The sequence below is a fragment of the Micromonospora endophytica genome (genome assembly GCF_003236305.1).
GTDB classification, from domain to species: domain Bacteria; phylum Actinomycetota; class Actinomycetes; order Mycobacteriales; family Micromonosporaceae; genus Micromonospora; species Micromonospora endophytica.
Map to the genome: position 1 here is coordinate 1 of NZ_POTX01000100.1, position 19740 is coordinate 19740.

14 protein-coding genes and 1 pseudogene are annotated in these 19740 nt (G+C 72.0%); 3 read left to right on the forward strand and 12 right to left on the reverse strand.

The genetic code is table 11. The features are described 5' to 3' along the window. The 9 genes from C1I93_RS16095 to ftsY all read right to left on the reverse strand — a co-directional run. Positions 1 to 1043 (reverse strand): amidohydrolase family protein (locus C1I93_RS16095; protein WP_111244121.1); only part of this gene is annotated, 1043 nt, incomplete at its 3' end. Between the two features lie 74 nt (positions 1044 to 1117). Continuing rightward, positions 1118 to 1696, reverse strand: coding sequence for a Uma2 family endonuclease (locus C1I93_RS16100; RefSeq protein ID WP_111244110.1), 579 nt, complete (start codon positions 1694 to 1696; stop codon positions 1118 to 1120). A 66-nt stretch (positions 1697 to 1762) separates the two neighbouring features. After that, complete coding sequence (ffh, locus tag C1I93_RS16105; RefSeq protein ID WP_111244111.1) at positions 1763 to 3334, reverse strand: signal recognition particle protein; 1572 nt, start codon at positions 3332 to 3334, stop codon at positions 1763 to 1765. A gap of 164 nt (positions 3335 to 3498) precedes the next feature. Then, on the reverse strand, positions 3499 to 4515 hold the full coding sequence (locus tag C1I93_RS16110; protein WP_181445192.1) for a nucleotidyl transferase AbiEii/AbiGii toxin family protein: 1017 nt from the start codon (positions 4513 to 4515) through the stop codon (positions 3499 to 3501). A gap of 247 nt (positions 4516 to 4762) precedes the next feature. Beyond that, positions 4763 to 7126 (reverse strand): [protein-PII] uridylyltransferase, encoded by a 2364-nt coding sequence (locus C1I93_RS16115; protein ID WP_111244113.1) that lies wholly within the window; start codon positions 7124 to 7126, stop codon positions 4763 to 4765. Positions 7127 to 7137: 11 nt separating this feature from the next. Continuing rightward, on the reverse strand, positions 7138 to 7476 hold the full coding sequence (locus C1I93_RS16120) for a P-II family nitrogen regulator (protein WP_170147604.1): 339 nt from the start codon (positions 7474 to 7476) through the stop codon (positions 7138 to 7140). Positions 7477 to 7501: 25 nt separating this feature from the next. Beyond that, positions 7502 to 8767, reverse strand: coding sequence for an ammonium transporter (locus C1I93_RS16125; protein ID WP_249412412.1), 1266 nt, complete (start codon positions 8765 to 8767; stop codon positions 7502 to 7504). Between the two features lie 281 nt (positions 8768 to 9048). Continuing rightward, positions 9049 to 9912, reverse strand: a complete 864-nt coding sequence (locus tag C1I93_RS16130; RefSeq protein WP_181445193.1) for an aminoglycoside phosphotransferase family protein — start codon at positions 9910 to 9912, stop codon at positions 9049 to 9051. 6 nt (positions 9913 to 9918) lie between these two features. Then, entirely contained in the window at positions 9919 to 11103 is a 1185-nt protein-coding gene (ftsY, locus tag C1I93_RS16135; RefSeq protein ID WP_111244116.1) for a signal recognition particle-docking protein FtsY, read from the reverse strand. A 144-nt stretch (positions 11104 to 11247) separates the two neighbouring features. On the opposite strand from ftsY, the gene C1I93_RS16140 reads away from it, so the two are divergent. After that, positions 11248 to 12951, forward strand: coding sequence for an alkaline phosphatase D family protein (locus C1I93_RS16140; RefSeq protein ID WP_111244117.1), 1704 nt, complete (start codon positions 11248 to 11250; stop codon positions 12949 to 12951). Between the two features lie 179 nt (positions 12952 to 13130). Next, the gene (locus C1I93_RS16145) at positions 13131 to 13661 is read left to right on the forward strand and encodes a DinB family protein (protein ID WP_111244118.1); all 531 of its coding nucleotides are present in this window, start codon (positions 13131 to 13133) and stop codon (positions 13659 to 13661) included. Positions 13662 to 13722: 61 nt separating this feature from the next. On the opposite strand, the gene C1I93_RS16150 is transcribed toward C1I93_RS16145, so the two are convergent. The 3 genes from C1I93_RS16150 to C1I93_RS16160 form a co-directional block, all read right to left on the reverse strand. Then, positions 13723 to 14343: an HAD-IA family hydrolase gene (locus C1I93_RS16150; protein WP_111244119.1), complete on the reverse strand. Its 621-nt coding sequence runs from the start codon at positions 14341 to 14343 to the stop codon at positions 13723 to 13725. Further along, positions 14343 to 17957 (reverse strand): chromosome segregation protein SMC, encoded by a 3615-nt coding sequence (gene smc, locus C1I93_RS16155; protein ID WP_111244120.1) that lies wholly within the window; start codon positions 17955 to 17957, stop codon positions 14343 to 14345. Before smc ends, C1I93_RS16150 begins: the two co-directional genes overlap by 1 nt. 275 nt (positions 17958 to 18232) lie before the next feature. After that, positions 18233 to 18427, reverse strand: a complete 195-nt coding sequence (locus tag C1I93_RS16160; RefSeq protein ID WP_092373577.1) for a hypothetical protein — start codon at positions 18425 to 18427, stop codon at positions 18233 to 18235. Between the two features lie 358 nt (positions 18428 to 18785). Between C1I93_RS16160 and C1I93_RS16165 the strand changes: the two are divergent. Continuing rightward, positions 18786 to 19740 (forward strand): annotated as a pseudogene (locus C1I93_RS16165) (hypothetical protein); the annotation flags it as partial.

Sequence of the window (19740 nt, forward strand, 5' to 3'; positions counted from 1 at the left end):
GGGGTACGCAGGGCGTTGAGGTCCCGGCGGGGGTCCTCGGGGTAGATGGCGAGGTCGGCCAGGCCCCCCTCGATCAGGCCGGGGAAGCCGAGCCAGGCGCGGGCGCCCCAGGAGGCGGCGGCGAGCACGTCCAGCCGGGACATGCCGGCCTGCTCGTGCAGCAGCAGCATCTCCTCGACGGCGAGGCCGTGGTCGATGCCACCGCCGGCGTCGGTGCCGACGTAGATCGGCACGCCGGCCTCGTACGCGGCCCGGACCACCTGCGGGAAGCGGTCCCGCAGGGCGAGCATGTGGTCGGCGTACCCGGGGAACTTCGGTCGGGCCTGGTCGGCGATGCGGCCGAAGGTACGGATGTTGATCATCGTTGGGATCAGCGCGGTGCCCTGCCGGGCCATCAGGTCGATCAGGTCGAGGCTCAGGCCGGTGCCGTGCTCGACCGAGTCCACCCCGGCCCGCACCATGATCTCCACCGCCGACTCGCTGAACGTGTGCACGGCGGCGCGTACCCCGGCGGCGTGTGCCGCAGCCACGGCGGCGGTCATCGTGTCGGCGTCCCAGGCCGGCGCCAGGTCGCCGACGCCCCGGTCGATCCAGTCCCCGACCAGCTTGACCCAGCCGTTGCCAGCGGCAGCCTGCGCCGCCACGGTCGCTGCCACCTCGGCCGCGCCGACCTCCACACCGATGTCGCGCAGGTACCGCTTCGGCGGGGCGACGTGCCGCCCGGCGCGGGCCAGTCGCGGCAGGTCAGGTTCGTCCTCCAACTCCGGGTACGGGTACGGCGAGCCGGCGTCGCGGATCGCCAGCACACCGGCGTCCCGGTCGGTACGGGCCAACGCGCGGGCCTGGTCCAGTGAGGTGATCGGCGTGCCACCCCGGGCGATGCCGATGTGGCAGTGCGCGTCGACCAGGCCGGGCAGGATGAACCCGCCGTCGGCGACGGTCTCCGCGCCGGGCACCGGTTCGAAGGTGACCCGGTCGCCGACCAACCACAGATCCCGGACCTCGTCGTCCGGCAGGAGCACACCACGCACATGCAGAGCCATGCGCACAGTCCTACCGCATCAGACGCCCTGCCCGCCCGGCGACCAGCTGCCCGGCAACCCGCCGACCGCCGGGATCACTGCTCCTCGGTGGCGCGCAAGGAGTGCAGCCGGTCGGTCAGGGCGGGCAGGTCGACCGACACCTTCCACGGCTGCTCGGTGACGAACCGGTCTTCGGCCTGGGTCACCTGGGAGTACTGCCGGTCCGCGCCGAGCGCGTACTCGGTCAGCGTGATCCGGTCCCGCAGCGGGTCCACCACCCAGTACGACCGGACCTCGGCCCGTGCGTAGACCTTCGTCTTGTCGTACATGTCGCGGAAGGTGCTGGTCGGGGAGATGACCTCGACGGCGAGTAGCGCGTCCTCGACCGGGACCGGCGACCGGTTGGCGTGCTTGCGCGCGATGACGACCACGTCGGGTCGGGGCTCGTTGCGACGGTCCACCCGCATCGACAGGTCGATGCTGACCAGGTATTCGACCGGACAGTTGACTTCGAGGGCGAGTAGCAGCCGGACGCAGAGGTCCTGATGGAGTGCGGTGGGGGACGGCACGATCAACCTTCCGTTGATCAGTTCGTACGGAAGGTCCTTCGGCAGGTCGCCGAGGTCGTCAACCGTCCACTCCGACCGCTCGGGCAGGATAGGTGCCACGCTCATGGCTCCTCCTTCCAGGGGCGGCATCACCTTAAGTGCTGGCAATGCCACCCGCCGTCACCGACACGCTCAGCGGGGCGGCTGGCCGCCCTTGCCGAACTTGTTGAAGTCGATCTTCGGCAGCTTGAAGCCCGGCGGAAGGCCCTGACCGGCGGCCAGGTCGTCCGGGTTCATGCCCGGGGGAAGCTGCGGCATGCCGCCCGGGAAGCCACCCGGCAGTCCGCCCTGGGCCGCCCGGGTGCCGGCGCCGCTGCGCGGCCGACCGCCGCCCTTCGTGCCCTTGCGCTTGTTCTTCGGGCTCTTGGTGGCCTTGCGCCGGCCGGCGCCCGGCAGGCCCATCATGCCGCCCATCTGCTTCATCATCTTCTGCGCGTCGTTGAAGCGGTTGAGCAGCTGGTTGACGTCCATCACGGTGACCCCGGAGCCGTTGGCGATGCGGGCCCGCCGGGAACCGTTGATGATCTTCGGGTTGCTGCGCTCGGCCGGGGTCATCGACCGGATGATCGCGGTGATCCGGTCGAAGTGCTTGTCGTCCAGCTCGGCGAGCTGGTCCTTGACCTGCCCCATGCCCGGCATCATGGCCAGCACGTTGGCGATCGGCCCCATCCGGCGGACCGCGATGAGCTGGTCGAGGAAGTCCTCCAGGGTGAACTGCTCGCCGCCCATCAGCTTGGCGGTCATCTTCTCCTTCTGATCGGTGTCGAAGGCCGCCTCGGCCTGCTCGATCAGAGTGAGAACGTCGCCCATGCCGAGGATCCGGCTGGCCATCCGGTCGGGGTGGAAGACGTCGAAGTCCTCCAGCTTCTCGCCGGTGGAGGCGAACAGGATCGGCTGCCCGGTCACCTGGCGGACCGACAGCGCCGCGCCACCGCGGGCGTCGCCGTCGAGCTTGGAGAGGACCACGCCGGTGATGCCGACGCCGTCGCGGAACGCCTCGGCGGTACGCACCGCGTCCTGGCCGACCATCGCGTCGATGACGAAGATGACCTCGTCTGGGTTGACCGCGTCGCGGATGTCGGCGGCCTGCTGCATCATCTCCGTGTCGATGCCGAGCCGGCCGGCGGTGTCGACGATGACCACGTCCCGGGCCGCCCGGCGGGCGTGCTCGATCGACGCCTTCGCCACCTGGACCGGGTCACCGACACCGTTGCCGGGCTCCGGGGCGTACACCTCGACTCCGGCGCGACCACCGAGCACCTGGAGCTGCCCGACGGCGTTGGGCCGCTGGAGGTCGGCGGCGACCAGCAGCGGCTGGTGCCCCTGGCCCTTGAGCCAGCGAGCCAGCTTGCCGGCGAGGGTGGTCTTGCCGGAGCCCTGGAGGCCGGCGAGCATGATCACGGTCGGTGGCTGCTTGGCGAACTGGAGCCGACGCCCCTCGCCACCGAGGACGTTGACCAGCTCCTCGTTGACGATCTTGATGATCTGCTGGGCCGGGTTGAGCGCCTGGGAGACCTCCGCACCGCGGGCCCGCTCCTTGACGTTGCCGATGAAGCCCTTGACGACCGGAAGCGCGACGTCGGCCTCCAGCAACGCGAGGCGGATCTCGCGCGCCGTCGCGTCGATGTCGGCGTCGGTGAGGCGTCCCTTGCCGCGCAGCTTGGTGAAGATCCCGGAGAGGCGGTCACTCAAGGTGTCAAACACGCGAACATCCCGTTTGTCGTCTTCGGCGGGCACAGTACGGACGCGCGGGTGTCGTCCAACCCACCGCTAGCCTAGCCCGCCCCCGCCCGCCGAGCCCGGCCCAGCCGTCCCCTCGACGTAGCAGCGAGCGGGATCGCCCCGCCGGGCGTCGGCGATCTCAGGGGTCAAGCGCTCCCGTCACTCGTCGACGGTGCACTGCCGGCGGGCGGTGCGGCAGGGGCAGCGCTCTTCTTGGCCTTGCGGCCTTCCTTCAGGCGATTGTCCAAGTGCTGGGTGAGCTCATCCATGATGGTGAGCACATCGCCGACGAGCAGGGGCAGGCCAGCAGTCCGGCCGTCGTCGACGGTCGAGGTGCCCGGCTTGGGCGCCAGCTTCTTCAACCTCTGCCACTCCTGGCGAAAGCTGCGCAGGCTGCTCGGCCCCTTGGGATCCCCCTTCATGGCGGCCCAGATCTCCTCCGCCGCCTCGGGCATCAGCCGGCCCCGTAGCAACGCGGCGATGTCGACGGCGTCGCGGGCCCGCTTCTCAGTCTGGTCCTCCCCAGCTCGGCCGGCGAACGCCTTGATCTTGTCGGTGACGGCCTGATCAGCTGTGACCACCCGCAGCGGAACCGTGGGTTCGTCCGCAGCCCAGCCGCCCTCCTGAATCACCGGCATGCGTCGGGATTCGGTGGGCACGGGCGCGAGCGTCACGCTGACCTCCACGCCGCCGTAGCTGCCACGCACCGTGGTGTCGGTGATCGAGGAGGTACCGATCACCGAACCGATGCTGGTCAGAATGTCCTGCCGCTGCTCTTTGGCCCGCGCCCGCTCGTCGGCGTTGCTGGCGGCCAGAAGCCCTTCCACGTCGACACGCAGGTCCAGATCGTGCACGCCGCGCACCTGCTCCCTGGCAGCGACCCCGGCGCCGCCGCCGAGGCCCACTCGGGCCGTCAGCCCGAACACGTCCCGGATCAAATCCTCGATGAGCGGCTCGAGCTGGGCAGCCGTGCCCATCCGGAACTCCGACTCCGGATCGACCCAGGGTGCCCGCTGAACGGCGAGCGCTGACGCGCCACCCGCGGCGAGCGAACGGCCGGCGCCGGTGGCGGCCGCGAGCGTCTGCCCGACATCGGCCGCCAACACGCGGCCGACTGCCGCGTTGCCGGCCAGCCGTTGCAGGGCCAGGATCCGCTGCGCCACGCCCGTGGTGCTCCCACCGCCTGCCGAAGCGGCATCGACAGGCTCCGTCGTTCGGGGTGGCAGCGTCCGGCGTCGGGGCACCTGACGTTCCGACCGATCCGGCGGGGACGGATGCTGGTGTGCGTGCACGGAGTACCTCCCGGGTAGGTCGGTGAGTTCGCGCTCAAGCAGCATGCGATGCGACGCGGAGCCGCCGCAAGCGGGAGTCCGGGTGGGACGGCCGTGACCCGTTGCTGAGACACCCTCCTTACACCGCAGCGAGGACAGCAGCTTCTAGGCGGCTGCGTTCGGCGTCGGCGGGCCAGGAGCCGACGAGGTAGAAGACGTCCACCACGTCCCCGCCCAACGTGGCGATCCGGGCCGCGCGGACCTGGGCACCTGCCGCGTCGAGCGCGCTGGTCACCCGGTAGAGCAGGCCGGCGGCGTCCGCGGCGCGCAGTTCCAGCAGCACCGCGTCGGTGGCGGCGTCGCGGTGCCAGACCACCCGGGGTTCGGCGCCTGATCCCCGGGCGGCCAGGGCCCGGCCGCGCAGCCGCTGGGTCACCGACACGTCGCCGGCGACCGCGCGGCGCAGGTCGGCGCTGAGCGCCACCGGGTCCGGGGCCAGCCCGTAGCGTGGCTGCACCCGGCACTCGACCAGAGCCCGGCCGTCGACGGTCGAGGCGTCGGCGGCGACCACCTCCAGCCGGTGCAGGGCCAGGCAGCCGGCCACCGTCGCGAGCAGACCCCGCCGGTCGGACGCGGCCACCGCCACCTTGTCTCCGGTCAGGTGTACGACCGGCAGCGGTCCCGCCACCAGCGCCGGGTCCGGTGCCGGCGGTTCGGGCACCGTGCCGGTGTCGAGCGTGGTCCGGACCCGGGCGACGAGTTCGGCGACCAACCGGCCCTTCCAGTCCGACCAGGCGGCCGGGCCGGTGGCGGCGGCGTCCGCGCGGACCAGCGCGCAGAGCAGGTCGAGGGTGGTGGCGTCGCCGACCGCCTCGGCCACCCCGGCGATGGTGACCGGGTCGGCGAGGTCGCGGCGGGTGGCCACCTCGGGCAGCAGCAGGTGCAGCCGGACGAGCGTGCCGATCAGTGCCGCCTCCGGCGCGGGCAGACCGATCCGGGCAGCGATCGCCTCGGCGATCGGCGCGCCGACGGTGGAATGATCTGCGAAGGTGCCGGCGGGCTCGTGCCTGCCGGGCCGCCCGGCGGCACCTTCGCCTGGCAGGCCCTTGCCGATGTCGTGCAGGAAGGCGGCGAGCAGCAGCAGGTCGGGCCGGTCCACCTCGCGGGTGTGCCGGCCGGCCTCGGCGGCGGTCTGCACCAGGTGCCGGTCGAGGGTGAACCGGTGCACCGGGTTGTGCTGGGGCAGGCTGCGCAGCCGGGTCCACTCCGGCAGCCAGCCGTCGATCAACCCGTACCGGTCGCAGGTCTCCCAGGCCGGGAGCAGGCCGGCACCGGAGCCGAGGAGCGTGATCAGGGCGGCCCGCGCCTCGGCCGGCCAGGGGGCCGGCAGGGGTGGGCAGTAGACGGCAAGCCATTCGCAGGTGGCTCGGGCGATCGGCAGCCCGGTGGTGGCTGCCGCGGCGGCGACCCGCAGCGAGAGGCTGGGGTCGGGGCGGGCACCGATGGCGGTGCGGGCCAGCACCAGTTCGCCGTCGTGTTCGACCACGTCCCGGGCCACCGGCCGGCGCAGCGGTCGCCCGTCGGCACCCCGGCGCCGGCCGGAGCGTAGCCGGTCGGCGGCGCGCAGGGCGTCGTCAAGCGCGTGGCTGACGGTCCGGGCGTCACCTGCCACCCGGCGCAGCAGCGCGTCGCCGTCGCCTTCCGCGGCGCGCGCGGTGGTGCCGGCGTCGGCGGGTGCGTGCTGGCGGAGGCCGAGCAGGGCGGCCACCCCGGCCCGTTCCTGGGCGAGCAGCCGGTCGACCCGCCGGCCGACCTGCTGGTGCAGCGCGTCGCGGGTGTCCAGCAGCCGCAGGTGCGCGGCGTGCACGGCGGGGCGCAACGCGTCGGTGATCCCGGCGAGCGCGATGGCGCGCAGGATGCCGACGTCGCGCAGGCCGCCGGCCGCCTCCTTGAGGTCCCCCTCCAGCAGGAACGCCAACTCGCCGTGGGCCTGCCAGCGGCTGGTCGTGGTCTCCCGCAGCGGACCGAGCTGGCGTACGGCGGTGCGCCGCCAGTGGTCGGTGGCGCTGCGGACCAGCGTGTCGGCAAGTTCGGGGTCGCCGGCGACGAGCCGGGCGTCGAGCAGCCCGAGCGCCACCTTGACGTCGTCCTGGGCGACCGAGAGCGCCTCGGCGACGGTACGCACCGAGTGGTCCAGCCGCAGTCCGGCGTCCCAGATCGGGTACCACAGCTCGGCGGCCAGTTCGTCGATGCCGGGCACCCCGGCGTGCACCAGCACCAGGTCGAGGTCGCCGTAGGGGGCGCACTGCCGTCGGCCCAGTCCGCCGACCGCCAGCAGCGCCACTCCCGGCCGGTGCGGCAGCAGCCGGGCCAGCCAGGTGTCGTACGCCTCGGCCCGGGCCCGGCGGGCGGCGGCGCCGATGCCCGCAGGTACGCCGACGACCTCGTTGACCAACGCGGTACGACCAGGCTCCACGGCCGGTCCGCTGGTCAACGAGGTCATCGACGCGATTCCTACAGGGCGTCCAGGCCGCGCTCGCCGGTGCGTACCCGGACGACCTCCTCGACTCCGGTCACCCAGACCTTGCCGTCACCGATCTTGCCGGTCCGGGCGGCGCCGACCACCGCGTCGACGATCTTCTCGACGTCGATCTCGTCGGTGAGCACCTCCACCCGGATCTTGGGCAGGAACTCGACGGTGTACTCGGCACCCCGGTAGACCTCGGTGTGGCCCTTCTGCCGCCCGTAGCCCTGGACCTCGCTCACGGTCAACCCGGCCACGCCCAGCGTGTGCAGGGCTTCCTTGACGGCGTCCAACTGGTGCGGCTTGATGACCGCGGTCACCAGCTTCATGTCCAACCCCTCCATTCCAGGTACGTTAGCCGGCGACCTTCTCGCTTACCGGTTCGGTGGGTTCCGGCTTCGGCGCGGCCGAGGGCGCGATGCCCGCGGCGGCGAAGGCGCCACCGCCACCACCACCCGTGGAGCTGAACTCGTACGCGCTCTCCGCGTGCTCGGCGTTGTCGATGCCCTCGACCTCGGCATCGGCGCTGACCCGGAAGCCGATGGTCTTCTCGATCGCGAAGCCGATGAGGTAGGCCACCACGAACGAGTAGACGAGCACCGCGAGCACCCCGACCGTCTGGAGACCCAGCAGGTCGATGCCGCCGCCGTAGAGCAGACCGTCGTTGCCCTCACCGGCCAGCACCTCGATGGCGAGGAAGCCGATGAGCAGCGAGCCGATGATGCCGCCGATCATGTGCACGGCCACCACGTCGAGCGAGTCGTCGTACTTGAGCTTGTACTTCAGGCCCACCGCGAGCGCGCAGACCGCACCGGCGATCACACCGAGGGCGATCGCACCCAGCGGCTCCAGGAACGCGCAGGCGGGGGTGATGCCGACCAGGCCGGCGACCGCGCCGGAGGCCGCGCCAAGGGTGGTCGGCTTGCCGTCGCGGAGCCACTCGACCACGATCCAGCCGAGCACTGCGGCGGCGGTGGCGACCTGGGTGTTGATCAGCGAGATCGCCGCGGTGCCGTTTGCCGCGCCGGCCGAGCCGGCGTTGAAGCCGAACCAGCCGAACCAGAGCAGACCGGCGCCGAGCAGCACCATGGGCAGGTTGTGCGGCTTGAACTTGTCCTTGGGCCAGCCGACCCGCTTGCCGAGCACGAGCGCCAGGGCGAGTGCCGCGGCACCGGCGTTGATGTGCACAGCGGTGCCGCCCGCGAAGTCGAGCACACCCAACTCCATGATCCAGCCGCCGCCCCAGACCCAGTGCGCGACCGGGAAGTAGACAAGGGTGGCCCAGAGGCCGGAGAAGAGCAGCCACGGGCCGAACTTGGCCCGGTCGGCGATCGCGCCACTGATCAGCGCGACGGTGATCACGGCGAACATCAACTGGAAACCGGCGAACAGCAGGTCGGGGATGCCACCCTCGGTGCCACTCTCCAGCATGCCGCGCAGACCTGCAGCGGAGAGATCACCGGTGATCCCGCCGATGTCATCGCCGAAGGCGATGCTGTAGCCGTAGAAGACCCATAGCAGGCTGACCAGGCCGATCGCCCCGAAGCTCATCATCATCATGTTGAGCACGGACTTGGAACGGGTCATGCCGCCGTAGAACAGCGCCAGGCCGGGCGTCATGAGCAACACCAGCGCGGCAGAAGTCAAAATCCAGGCGGTGGCACCAGAATCTAGCTCCGGCACGCTGCCTCCTCTCGGTTTGTTTTCCCTCCCTCCCGGCATCGCGCAGCATCGCCCGTCGCCGGTTGCGCGGAAGCCTGATCGCCTGCTGTTTCACCCAGGGTCCCCGGCTGGTTTCCGAACCGTGACGGGTTGTTTCGTACGTGTGAAGAACGTTGCTCACCTCGGCGACACGGACAGGGGTGGATCGGCTACTCGGTGCCACCTGATCCCCCGACGGATCAGCGCAGGGCGTCTTCCAGCGCCTGCCGCTCATAGTCGAGCAGCCGCAGGTCCCGCATCGGCCGGCGCAGGTGGCCCTTGTGCACGATCCGGACGAAGGCTGGTTCCCCCGCCGCGGCCATCCGGCGGATGCCCTCCACGTGGTCCACGATCCGCTTGCGGATGGTCCGGATCAGCCGGTGCCGGTCGCGCGGAATCAGCCCGTACGCGTCGGCGAAGAGCCGCAGCCGGCGTGGCCGGTCCGGGCGCTTCCAGCCCAGCGTGATCGAGTCCCGGTCGGAGAAGACCGGCACCCAGGTCCAGGCCGCGTACGCCACGTCGTAGATCCGCGCGCCGGGTGAGGCGAGATCGAAGTCGATCAGCCCGAGGGTGCCGTCCGGCCGCCAGATCACGTTGTGCGGTGCGGCGTCGTGGTGGCAGATGACCTCGGTGTCCGGTGGCGGCGGGCCGAACGAGCGCCACACCGCCTGCGGTGGCGGGACGAAACCGTACTGCGCGTCGTGGAACATCCGCAGCATGGTGGCGACAGTGACCAGCGCCTCGTCGGTCACCCAGTGCGGGGCCAGCGGGTAGTCCCCGCACTCCCCCTCCAGGTACGACAACACCTCACGGTTGCGCTCGTCCATGCCCAACGCGCGGGGGGCGCCGGTGAAGCCGACGTACTCCAGGTGCCGCAGCAGGGCGTGCACCGACGGTGTCCACGGCCCGACGTTGCGCCGGACCGTGTCGCCCACCCGCACGACGGTGCTGACGTTCCCGCCGTGCAGCGGGATCTCCTGCGAAGTCACGTACGGTCTCCCGAGGCGCTGCGACGGGTGGCTCGGATCACGCCAGCCCGCGTACGCGCGGTCTTCTCTGGTCACCCGAGGTTACGCGGTCGGCCCGGGGGCGTCGGTGCCCAGGAGCGCGTCGACGAACTGTGCGGGATCGAACGGCGCCAGGTCGTCCGGCCCCTCGCCGAGCCCCACCAGCTTCACCGGGATGCCGAGCTTGCGCTGCACGGCGATGACGATGCCGCCCTTGGCGGTGCCGTCGAGCTTGGTGAGCACCACTCCGGTGACGTTCACCACCTCGGTGAAGACGCGGGCCTGTGCCAGGCCGTTCTGGCCGGTGGTGGCGTCGAGGATCAGCAGGGTCTCGTCGATCGGGCCGTGCTTCTCCACCACCCGCTTGACCTTGCCCAGCTCGTCCATCAGGCCGATCTTGTTCTGCAGCCGACCGGCGGTGTCGACGAGCACGGTGTCCACGCCGGTGTCGATGCCACGCCGTACCGCGTCGAAGGCGACGCTGGCCGGGTCGGCGCCCTCCGGGCCGCGTACGGTCTCCGCGCCGACCCGCCCGGCCCAGGTCTCCAGCTGGTCGGCGGCAGCGGCCCGGAAGGTGTCCGCCGCACCGAGCAGCACGCTGCGGCCGTCGGCGACGAGCACCCGGGCGATCTTGCCGCAGGTGGTGGTCTTGCCGGCGCCGTTGACCCCGACCACCAGCAGCACCGCCGGCACCCCCTCCTTGGGGGCGGTACGCAGCGCACGGTCCAGGCTCGGGTCGAGCGCGTTGACCAGCTCGGCGGCGAGCAGGGCGCGCAGCTCGGTGGCGGACTGGGTGCCCAGCACCCGGGTGCGTTCGCGCAGCCGGTCGACGATCTCCCGGGTGGCGTCGACGCCCACGTCGGCGGTGATCAGGCTGTCCTCGATCTCCTCCCAGACGTCCTCGTCCAGCCGGTCGCGGCTGAGCAGGCCGAGCAGGCCCTTGCCGAAGACGTTCTGCGAGCGCGACAGCCGGGACCGCAACCGCACCAGCCGGCCGGCGGTGGGCTCGGGCACCTCGACGGTCGGCGCGGGTGCCTCGACGACAGGCGGCTCGACCAGAATGCCTGTGGACAAGTCGGACTCCGGTGCCTGCACCGGTGGCCCGGCGAGATCCTCCTCCGCCCGGGTGTCGACCTCCGTACGCGGCAGCGGCGGCTCCGGCCGCCGACGCAACCGTGGCACGACCAGCCCGACCCCGGCGAGGATCAGCACCCCGAGCAGGGCGAGTGCGATGAGGAGGTAGTCCATGGCGGAAATCCTGTCAGATGCCGACGACGGCGTCTCAGCCACCGCTCCCGCCACGCCAGTTGTCAGTAGTTTCGACCACAGCCAGCGGTGCTGCGTCGGTCGGCCGGGTAATGCAGGATGAGGCTCTCTCACCTGGAGGTACGCATGTCCGCCGAGCTGCTCATCGGCCCTCTGCTGCGCCGGGTCGTCGGCACGCAGGCCACCGTCTGGGTCGAGACCACAGCGCCCGCGGTGGTCACCGTCCGCACGGCCGGCGGTGCCACCGGCACGGCGGCCACCTTCACGGCGTACGACCACCACTACGCCCTGGTGGTGGTGGAGGGGCTCACCCCGGACAGCGCCACGACCTACGAGGTGCTTGTCGACGACGAGGTGGTGTGGCCGCTGCCCGACGGCCGGTTCCCACCGAGCGTGATCCGCACCCGCGCCGCCGACGACCGGGATCAGCCGGTCCGGTTGCTCTTCGGGTCGTGCCGGGAGACCACCCAGCACGCCACCACCCGCAAGCTGCCCCCGGACGCGCTCGACGCGTACGCCCGCCGGATCCTGGCCGACCCCGATCCGGCGGCCCTGCCGGACCTGCTGGTGATGCTCGGCGACCAGGTCTACGCCGACGAGACCTCGCCCACGGTCAAGCGGCTGCTGCGCCGACGTCGGCGGCGGCCCGCCGGCGCGCCCAGCGACCAGGTGGTCAGCTTCGACGAGTACACCAAGCTCTACCTGGAGTCCTGGGGTGACCCGGAGATCCGGTGGCTGCTCTCCACCCTGCCCAGCGTCATGATCTTCGACGATCACGAGATCATCGACGACTGGAACACCTCGGCGTCCTGGCGTGCCGACATGCGCAAGCAGCCCTGGTGGGCCGAACGGATCGCCTGCGGCCTGGCCTCGTACTGGGTGTACCAGCACCTGGGCAACCTCGACCCGGACGAGATCGCCGCCGACCCGGTCTTCGCCAAGGTACGCGCGGCCGAGGACGCCACCGAGGTGCTGCGCGAATTCGGCGCGCGGGTCGACACCGAAGCCGACCACGCGCACGACACCGAGCGGTGGCTCGCCGTGCAGTACCAGTGGAGCTACGCGCTCGACCTGGGTCGCACCCGCCTGGTGATGCTGGACACCCGGTGCAGCCGGGTGTTGCAGCCGGGGCGGCGGGCGATGCTGCCGGCCGGCGAATGGTCCTGGTTCATCGACCGCGCCCACGGCGACTACGACCACCTGGTCGTCGGCGCGTCACTGCCCTGGCTGCTGCCGCCCGGCATCCATCACGTCGAGGCGTGGAACGAGAAGCTGGCCGACTCGTCCCGCTCCTGGGTCGCCGGGCTGGCGGAACGGCTGCGCCGCGGGCTCGACCTGGAGCACTGGGGTGCCTTCCGCCGCTCCTTCGACGGGCTCGGTGCACTCTTCGCCCGCATCGGCAGCGGCACGCCGGGCGCACCTGACGACCGCAAGGGCGCCGGCCCGGCGTACCCGCCACCGGCCTCGATCAACGTGCTCTCCGGGGACGTGCACCACTCGTACGTGGCCCGGGTCCGCTTCGCCGACCCCGGCGTACGCACCCCGGTGCACCAGCTCACCTGCTCACCGATCCACAACCAGGTGCCGGCCGGGATGCGCCCACTGATGCGACTCGGTTGGGCGCGCGGCCCGGCCGGGGCGACCCGGGCCCTGGCGCGGGCCGCCGGGGTGCCCCGGCCCACCGTGAAGTGGCGCAAGCTCGCCGGCCCCTACTTCGGCAACGCGGTCGCCACGCTCACCCACGCCGGCCGCCACGCCGAGGTCATCATGGAAGGCACCACCAGCGACGGCCACCTCCGCGAAGTAGCCCGCCAGCGCCTGACCGGATGAAAGGAGGGGCCCCCTATTAACGCCTCGTGTCGTACAGGGGCCCCCTATTAACACCCGAGCCCGCCGCCGACGCCGGGAGCGCCGGGAGCGCGGGGAACGCAGGCGGGCGGAAGGAGCGCAGGGAGCACTCGGCGTGAATTCGGTCGCGGCTGTCGTACCGGCGACGCACCATGGCGGGCATGACCTGGAGAGCACCCGAGATCGACCGCCGGCACGAGCCTTACCTCGGTGACGAGCGCGCCATGCTGGAGGGCTGGCTCAACCACCACCGCGACACCTTGCTGCACAAGTGCGCGGGACTCACAGTCGAGCAGCTCCGGACAGCGAGCGTGTCACCGTCCACGCTCAGCCTGCTCGGGCTGGTCCGGCACATGACAGTTGTCGAGCGGCACTGGTTCCGCCAGCGCTTCGGCGGCGAGGACCTGCCCGACCTGTACGACTTCGACGCCGACCCGGACGCGGAGTTCAACACCGTCGACACCGCGGACGCCGAAGCCGACTTCGCCGCGTTCCACGCCGAGGTCGCCGCCGCCGACGCGGCCGCCGCCGGCCATGACCTGGATGAGGTCTTCACGACGCGGCGCCGCGACGGCGGAACCCACCAGATCAACCTGCGCTGGGTCTACGTTCACATGATCGAGGAGTACGCCCGCCACAACGGCCACGCCGACCTGATCCGCGAACGCATCGACGGCGTCACGGAGAGCTGACGCCGGCAACGTCATCGACAATCGACGCCGACAACGTCACGGACAACCGACGCGGGCGGCGTCAGACCGCAAGGGCGGCCCGGAGGTAGCGCAGATCGGCCGGGCCGTTCCAGCGGTACGCGGACAGCCCCGCCGCCCGGGCGCCGCTCACCGCCCGGTCCTCGTCGTCGACGAAGAGCACCCGGCCCGGTGAGGTCTCCAGCGCCGCGCAGGCGGCTTGGAAGTATTCCGGGGCGGGCTTGTGCACCCCGATGACCGAGGAGTTGACCACCACGTCCCACTCGTCGGTGAGGTCCAGCGCGGCCAGGTCTGCGTCGAGCAGGTCGGTGGCGTTGGTGCCGAGCGCGACCCTGATGCCGGCGGCCCGTACCTCGCGGATGAACGCCAGCACCTCCGGGTCGACCTCGCCGCGATAGCGCTGCCATTCCTGGACGGCGGCCCGGGCCTGTCCCGGATCGCCCACCGAGGGAGTCAGCGCGTCGGCCACACTCGACATCCACTCGGCGTGGCTGACCCGGCCGGTGAGCACCGGCTGGAGCAGCCCCCAGGACATGGCGATCTCACCGAGCACGCCGGTGGAGAGGCCGTAGTCCCGCTCCACGCCGGCGGCGACCGCCGGATCCCACCGCCGCACCACACCATCGAAGTCCACCAGGAGCGCCGTCGCGCGTTCCCGAGCCACTACCCGTTCTCCTCGCCGCGGCCTGGCCGCTCGTCGTCGGTGTCGGCCCGGTTGAGCCGTTGACTGATCACCTGGGTGACCCCGCCGCGCATGGTCACGCCGTACAGCGCGTCGGCGATCTCCATTGTGCGTTTCTGGTGCGTGATGACGATCAGCTGGCTCTTCTCCCGCAACTGGGCCATCAGCGTGATCAACCGGCCCAGGTTCACGTCGTCGAGCGCCGCCTCGACCTCGTCCATGATGTAGAACGGGCTGGGCCGGGCACGGAAGATCGCCACCAGCATCGCCACCGCGGTCAGCGACCGTTCGCCACCGGAGAGCAGCGACAGCCGCTTGATCTTCTTGCCGGGCGGTCGGGCCTCGACCTCGACGCCGGTGGTCAGCAGGTCGTCCGGGTCGGTGAGCACCAGCCGGCCCTCCCCGCCGGGGAACAGCACGGTGAAGACCTGCTCGAACTCGCGGGCGGTGTCGGCGAAGGCGCTGGCGAACACCTCCAGGATCCGCTCGTCGACGTCCTTGACCACGGTGAGCAGGTCACGCCGGGTCGCCTTGAGATCCTCCAGTTGGTCGGAGAGGAATTTGTACCGCTCCTCCAGCGCGGCGAACTCCTCCAACGCGAGGGGGTTGACCTTGCCGAGCAGGGCCAGCTCCCGTTCCGCCTTGGCGGCCCGCTTCTCCTGCACCGGCCGCTCGTACCGGACCGGCTCGGGCACCGGGAGGCCGTCGCGCTCCGCGGCGGCCACCTCCGCCTCGGTCGGCGGCACCGGCTGGCTCGGGCCGTACTCGGCAATCAGAGTCTCCATGGTCAGGCCGAAGTCCTCGGCGGCCTTGGCCTCCAACTGCTCGATGCGCAGCCGCTGCTCCGCGCGGGCGACCTCGTCCCGGTGCACCTGGCTGGTCAGCCGCTCCAGTTCCGCGCCGAATCGTTTGGCGGCGGCCCGTACCTCCTGAAGTTCCGCCTCGCGGGTGGCCCGCTCGCGGGCCACCGCGTCCCGGTGTTCCTCCGCCCGGGCGATGCTGGTGGTCAGTCGGGTCAGCGCCGCGCGCGCGCCGCCGGCGACAGCCCGAGCGATGCCCGCGCCCCGGGTCCGCGCGGCACGCCGGGCCGCGGCCCGCTCCCGCGCCGCGCGTTCGGCTGTCGCCTGCCGGCTCAGCGAGTCGGCCCGGCCGGCGATGGAGGCCACCCGCTCCTCCGCGGTACGCACCGCGAGCCGGACCTCCATCTCGTTCTGCCGGGCCTGCGGCACCATCGCGGCGAGCTGGTCCCGTTCCTCGGTGGAGGGTTCGGCGTCGATAGGGGTCGCCTCCGCCAACCGCAGCCGTTCCGCCAACTCGGCCAGGGCAGTCAGGTCCCGTTCCCGGGCGGCCTCGGCGCGGGCACGGGACTCCCCCAGCCGGTCGGTCTCCGCCTTGGCCGACCGGGCGGCGGCGCCCAGCTCGGCCAACCGGCGGGCGGCGGCGTTGCGGTGGCTCTCCGCCTCCCGCTTGGCCGCGGCGGCGTGCTGTACGCGTTCCTTGGCCTCGGCCACCGCCGCGCGGGCCTCGACAAGTTGCTCACGCAGTTCCGCGCTGGTCCGCTCGGCGGCGAGCCGATTGGCGCGCGCCTCCTCGACGGCCGCCTGCACCTCGATGTGGCTGGGTGCCTTGGCCGACCCGCCGGCTGCCTCGTAGGCGCCGAGCACGTCTCCCTCGCGGGTGACCGCACGCAGCTCCGGCTGACCGGCGATCACCTCGGCGGCCGCGGCGAGGTCCTCGACCACCACCACGTCGCGCAGCGCCCGGTGGACCGCCGGTCGGAGTTGCGGGTCGCAGTCCACCAGGTCGGGTGCCCAGTGGGCGCGGTCGGGCAGCTTGGGGCGCAACGCGTCGGCGGAGCCGAGCATCCCTGGACCGGCGGGACTGCCGACCAGCAACCCGGCGCGGCCGGCGTCGGAGATCTTCAGCAGCCGCATCGCCTCCACGGCCTCGTCGACCCCGGTGACCGCGACCGCGTCGGCCAGCCCGCCCAACGCCGCGGCGAGGGCCGCCTCGTGGCCGGGGGCGACCGTGAGCAGGCCGGCGAGGCTGCCCAGCAGGCCGGGCACCTGGTCGGCGCGGGCCAGCAGCGCACCCGCGCCGTCCTTGCGGCGCAGACCCAGCGCGAGCGCCTCCTCGCGGGCCTTCCAGGTGGCCGCGTCCTTCTCCGCCGCCCGCTCGGCGTCGGCGAGGGAGCGTACGGTCGCCTGCTCCTGTTCCTGGGCGGCGACTGCCTCGGCGTGCCTGGCGTCCAGGTCGGCGTTGTCCCGGTCGGCCTCGGTGGACTGCTCGGCGACCGCGTCCAGCTCGGCCTGGGCCCGTTCGGCCCGGGTCAGCGCGTCGGTGTGCGCCGTGGCGAGGCGTTCGATCTCCTCACCGGCGCTGGTGGTCCGGGCGCGGGCGGAGTTGACCTGCCCGGTCAGCCGGGCCAGGCCCTCCCGCCGGTCCGCGATGGCCTTGGCGGCGGCGACCAGCTCGCGTTCGGCGGCGGCGAGCTGCCGTTCCAGTTCCTGGCGGTGCTCCACCGCCTCGGCGAGGCGGATCTGGTCGTCGGTGAGCGCGGCGCGCAGCTCCTCCTCCTGCTCGCGGACCCGCTCGGCCTCGGCCTCCAGCTGGTCGGGGTCACGGCCGGGGCGTTCGTCGTCGGGGGTGGCGCTGAGGTGCCGCAGCCGTTCCACCGCGAGCTGTTCGATCGAGCGGAACCGCTCCTGCAACGCGGAGAGCTTGTACCAGGTGTCCTGGGCGGCGGCCAGCAGCGGGGCGTCGGAAGCCAGTGCCTCCTCCAACTCCCCGAGGCGGGACTGCACCTCCGCGTGCTCGGCCTCCACCTGCTCACGTCGTTGCCGCAGCGCGGTCTCGTCGGCGATCTCCCGGTCCAGCGTGGTACGCAGGGTGGCCAGGTCGTCGGCGAGCAGCCGCAGCCGGGCGTCGCGCAGGCTGGCCTGGATCACCGCGGCGCGACGGGCCACCTCGGCCTGCCGGCCGAGCGGTTTGAGCTGGCGGCGCAGCTCGGCGGTGAGGTCGGTGAGCCGGTTGAGGTTGGTCTGCATCGCGTCGAGCTTGCGCAGCGCCTTTTCCTTGCGCTTGCGGTGCTTGAGGACGCCGGCCGCCTCCTCGATGAACGACCGCCGGTCCTCCGGCTTGGCGTGCAGCATGCCGTCGAGCCGCCCCTGGCCGACGATGATGTGCATCTCCCGGCCGATGCCGGAGTCGGAGAGCAGTTCCTGGATGTCGAGCAGCCGGCACGAGTCACCGTTGATCTCGTACTCGCTCTCACCGGAGCGGAACATCCGGCGGGTGATGGAGACCTCGGTGTACTCGATCGGCAGGGCACCGTCGGTGTTGTCGATGGTGAGGGTCACCTCGGCGCGCCCCAGCGGGGCCCGCCCGGCGGTGCCGGCGAAGATGACGTCCTCCATCTTGCCGCCCCGCAGCGCCTTCGCGCCCTGCTCGCCCAGCACCCAGGCGATGGCGTCGACGACGTTGGACTTGCCGGAGCCGTTGGGGCCCACCACGCAGGTGATCCCCGGCTCCAGCTTGAGCGTCGTCGCGGAGGCGAAGGATTTGAAACCCTTCACCGTCAGGCTCTTGAGATGCACCTTCTCGATCCTCGTCCGGTGGCCGCCATACCGCAGCCGGGCTGCGCGGACCCTGGTAAACCCGCAGACTAACCCGGAACCGGGCAGGTCGCGCCACGCGACCCACCCACCACGCCCGTCGCCCCGACCCCGGACTCGGCCGGGCCCGGCCCGGAGGCCGGCTCCGCACCACCGCGCGACCATTACCAGGAGTACGCACGAAATTGCGCGCCGGCACATTCGTGTCGGCGCGCTCTGTGTGCGGTGGTGCTATTCGGTTGTGGCGACCAGGTGGGTCAGGTCAGAGCGGGCTCGGCCAGACGGAGCAGATCGTCCGCCTCTGCCGCAGCCGCCGCGAGCCGATCGTTCTCAGCGCGCAGCCGCGTGACCTCGAACTCCAGTGATTGAACCCTGGAACGCAGTCGGGTGACCTCGTCGAGCAGGCGCCGGTCGGGCGCCGCACCTACGTGGCCGTAGAGGGCCTTCGCCATTTTGACTCCTTGAATTGCGCTGCCGGAGAGGCCGGCCAACGCGCGCCCACGTGTACGCGACTACCACTCCCACGAAATTCTGGGCATGGCCGGGCGCGACTGGCGACATCTCCATATTGAGCCGCCAGCCCCTGATTCGTCAAGTTCACGCAGGCCGTAGATCATCCCGGCGTCTACCTGACCCATCGCCGGGGGCTGCCATCAAGGCGCGGACACGCTCTGTCCGGACGCCCCGACTCTACGCTCCGAATCGACGGAACACCTCACCCGGAAGTACAGGGCCCTCTTAACTCTTCCTTAGCCACATTGCCGCTGTTCAACCCCGACACGTAGCGTCACCCCGGTCCATACCCAACCCGTGGAGGCGACAGGCGTGCACGGCTGGAACGATCCGATCGACCCGGCGAACCGCCCTCGGCGACCGGAGCCCACCGATGACCCGGCCTGGTTGACCGACCGACCGGCCCCCCGGTCGTCGTACCTCTTCGGTGACGAACCGGATCACCCCGCCGATGGCCGGCAGCAGGACCAACCGACCGGATGGCAGCAGGACCAGCCGACCGGATGGCAGCAGGACCAGCCAACCGAGTGGCACCAGGCCGCACCAGCCGGTTGGCCGCAGGACCAGCCGGCCGATCGGCACCAGGCCGCACCGGCCGGACGGCACCAGGACCAGCCGGCCGAGTGGCATCGGGAGCAGACCGCCGATTGGCAGCGGGACCAGACCGTCGATTGGCAGCAGAGCCAGCCGGTCGGATGGCAGCAGAGCGAACCGACCGAGCAGTGGCAGCCGGCCGCCACGGAGAGTGCCTGGCCGGAAGGTGCGGGTTGGCACCACGGCGAGCCGCACCGAGCCGACGAGCCCACTGCGGGGCAGCACGAACTGGCCGCCGGAGGCTGGCCGACCGCCGGACAGCACGAGCCGCCCGCCGCAGGCTGGCCGACCACCGGACAGCACGAGCCGCCCGCCGGAGGCTGGCCGACCGCCGAGCCGGCTGTGCCGGTCGGGCCGCCTGGTCCCGACGACCAGGCCACGGCGTACGTCCCGGAGTCGGTCGCCCACCGCGCCGCCGCGCCGGCCCAGATCGGCCGGCGGAGCCGGCGGCTGTCGCGGCCCCTGGTGATGGGCGGTGCCGCCGCGCTGGCCACCCTCGTGGTGAGCGTCGGCGTGGCCGCCCTCGCGCTGCCCGGCGACGAGACCCCGACCAGTACCAGCGCCGGTGAGGTGCCCGTCGCCACCGCCCCGGCACCGCTTGACGAGGAGCCGGCGATTCTCTTCGACGCCCCGGAAACCCCGACCCCGAGCCCTAGTG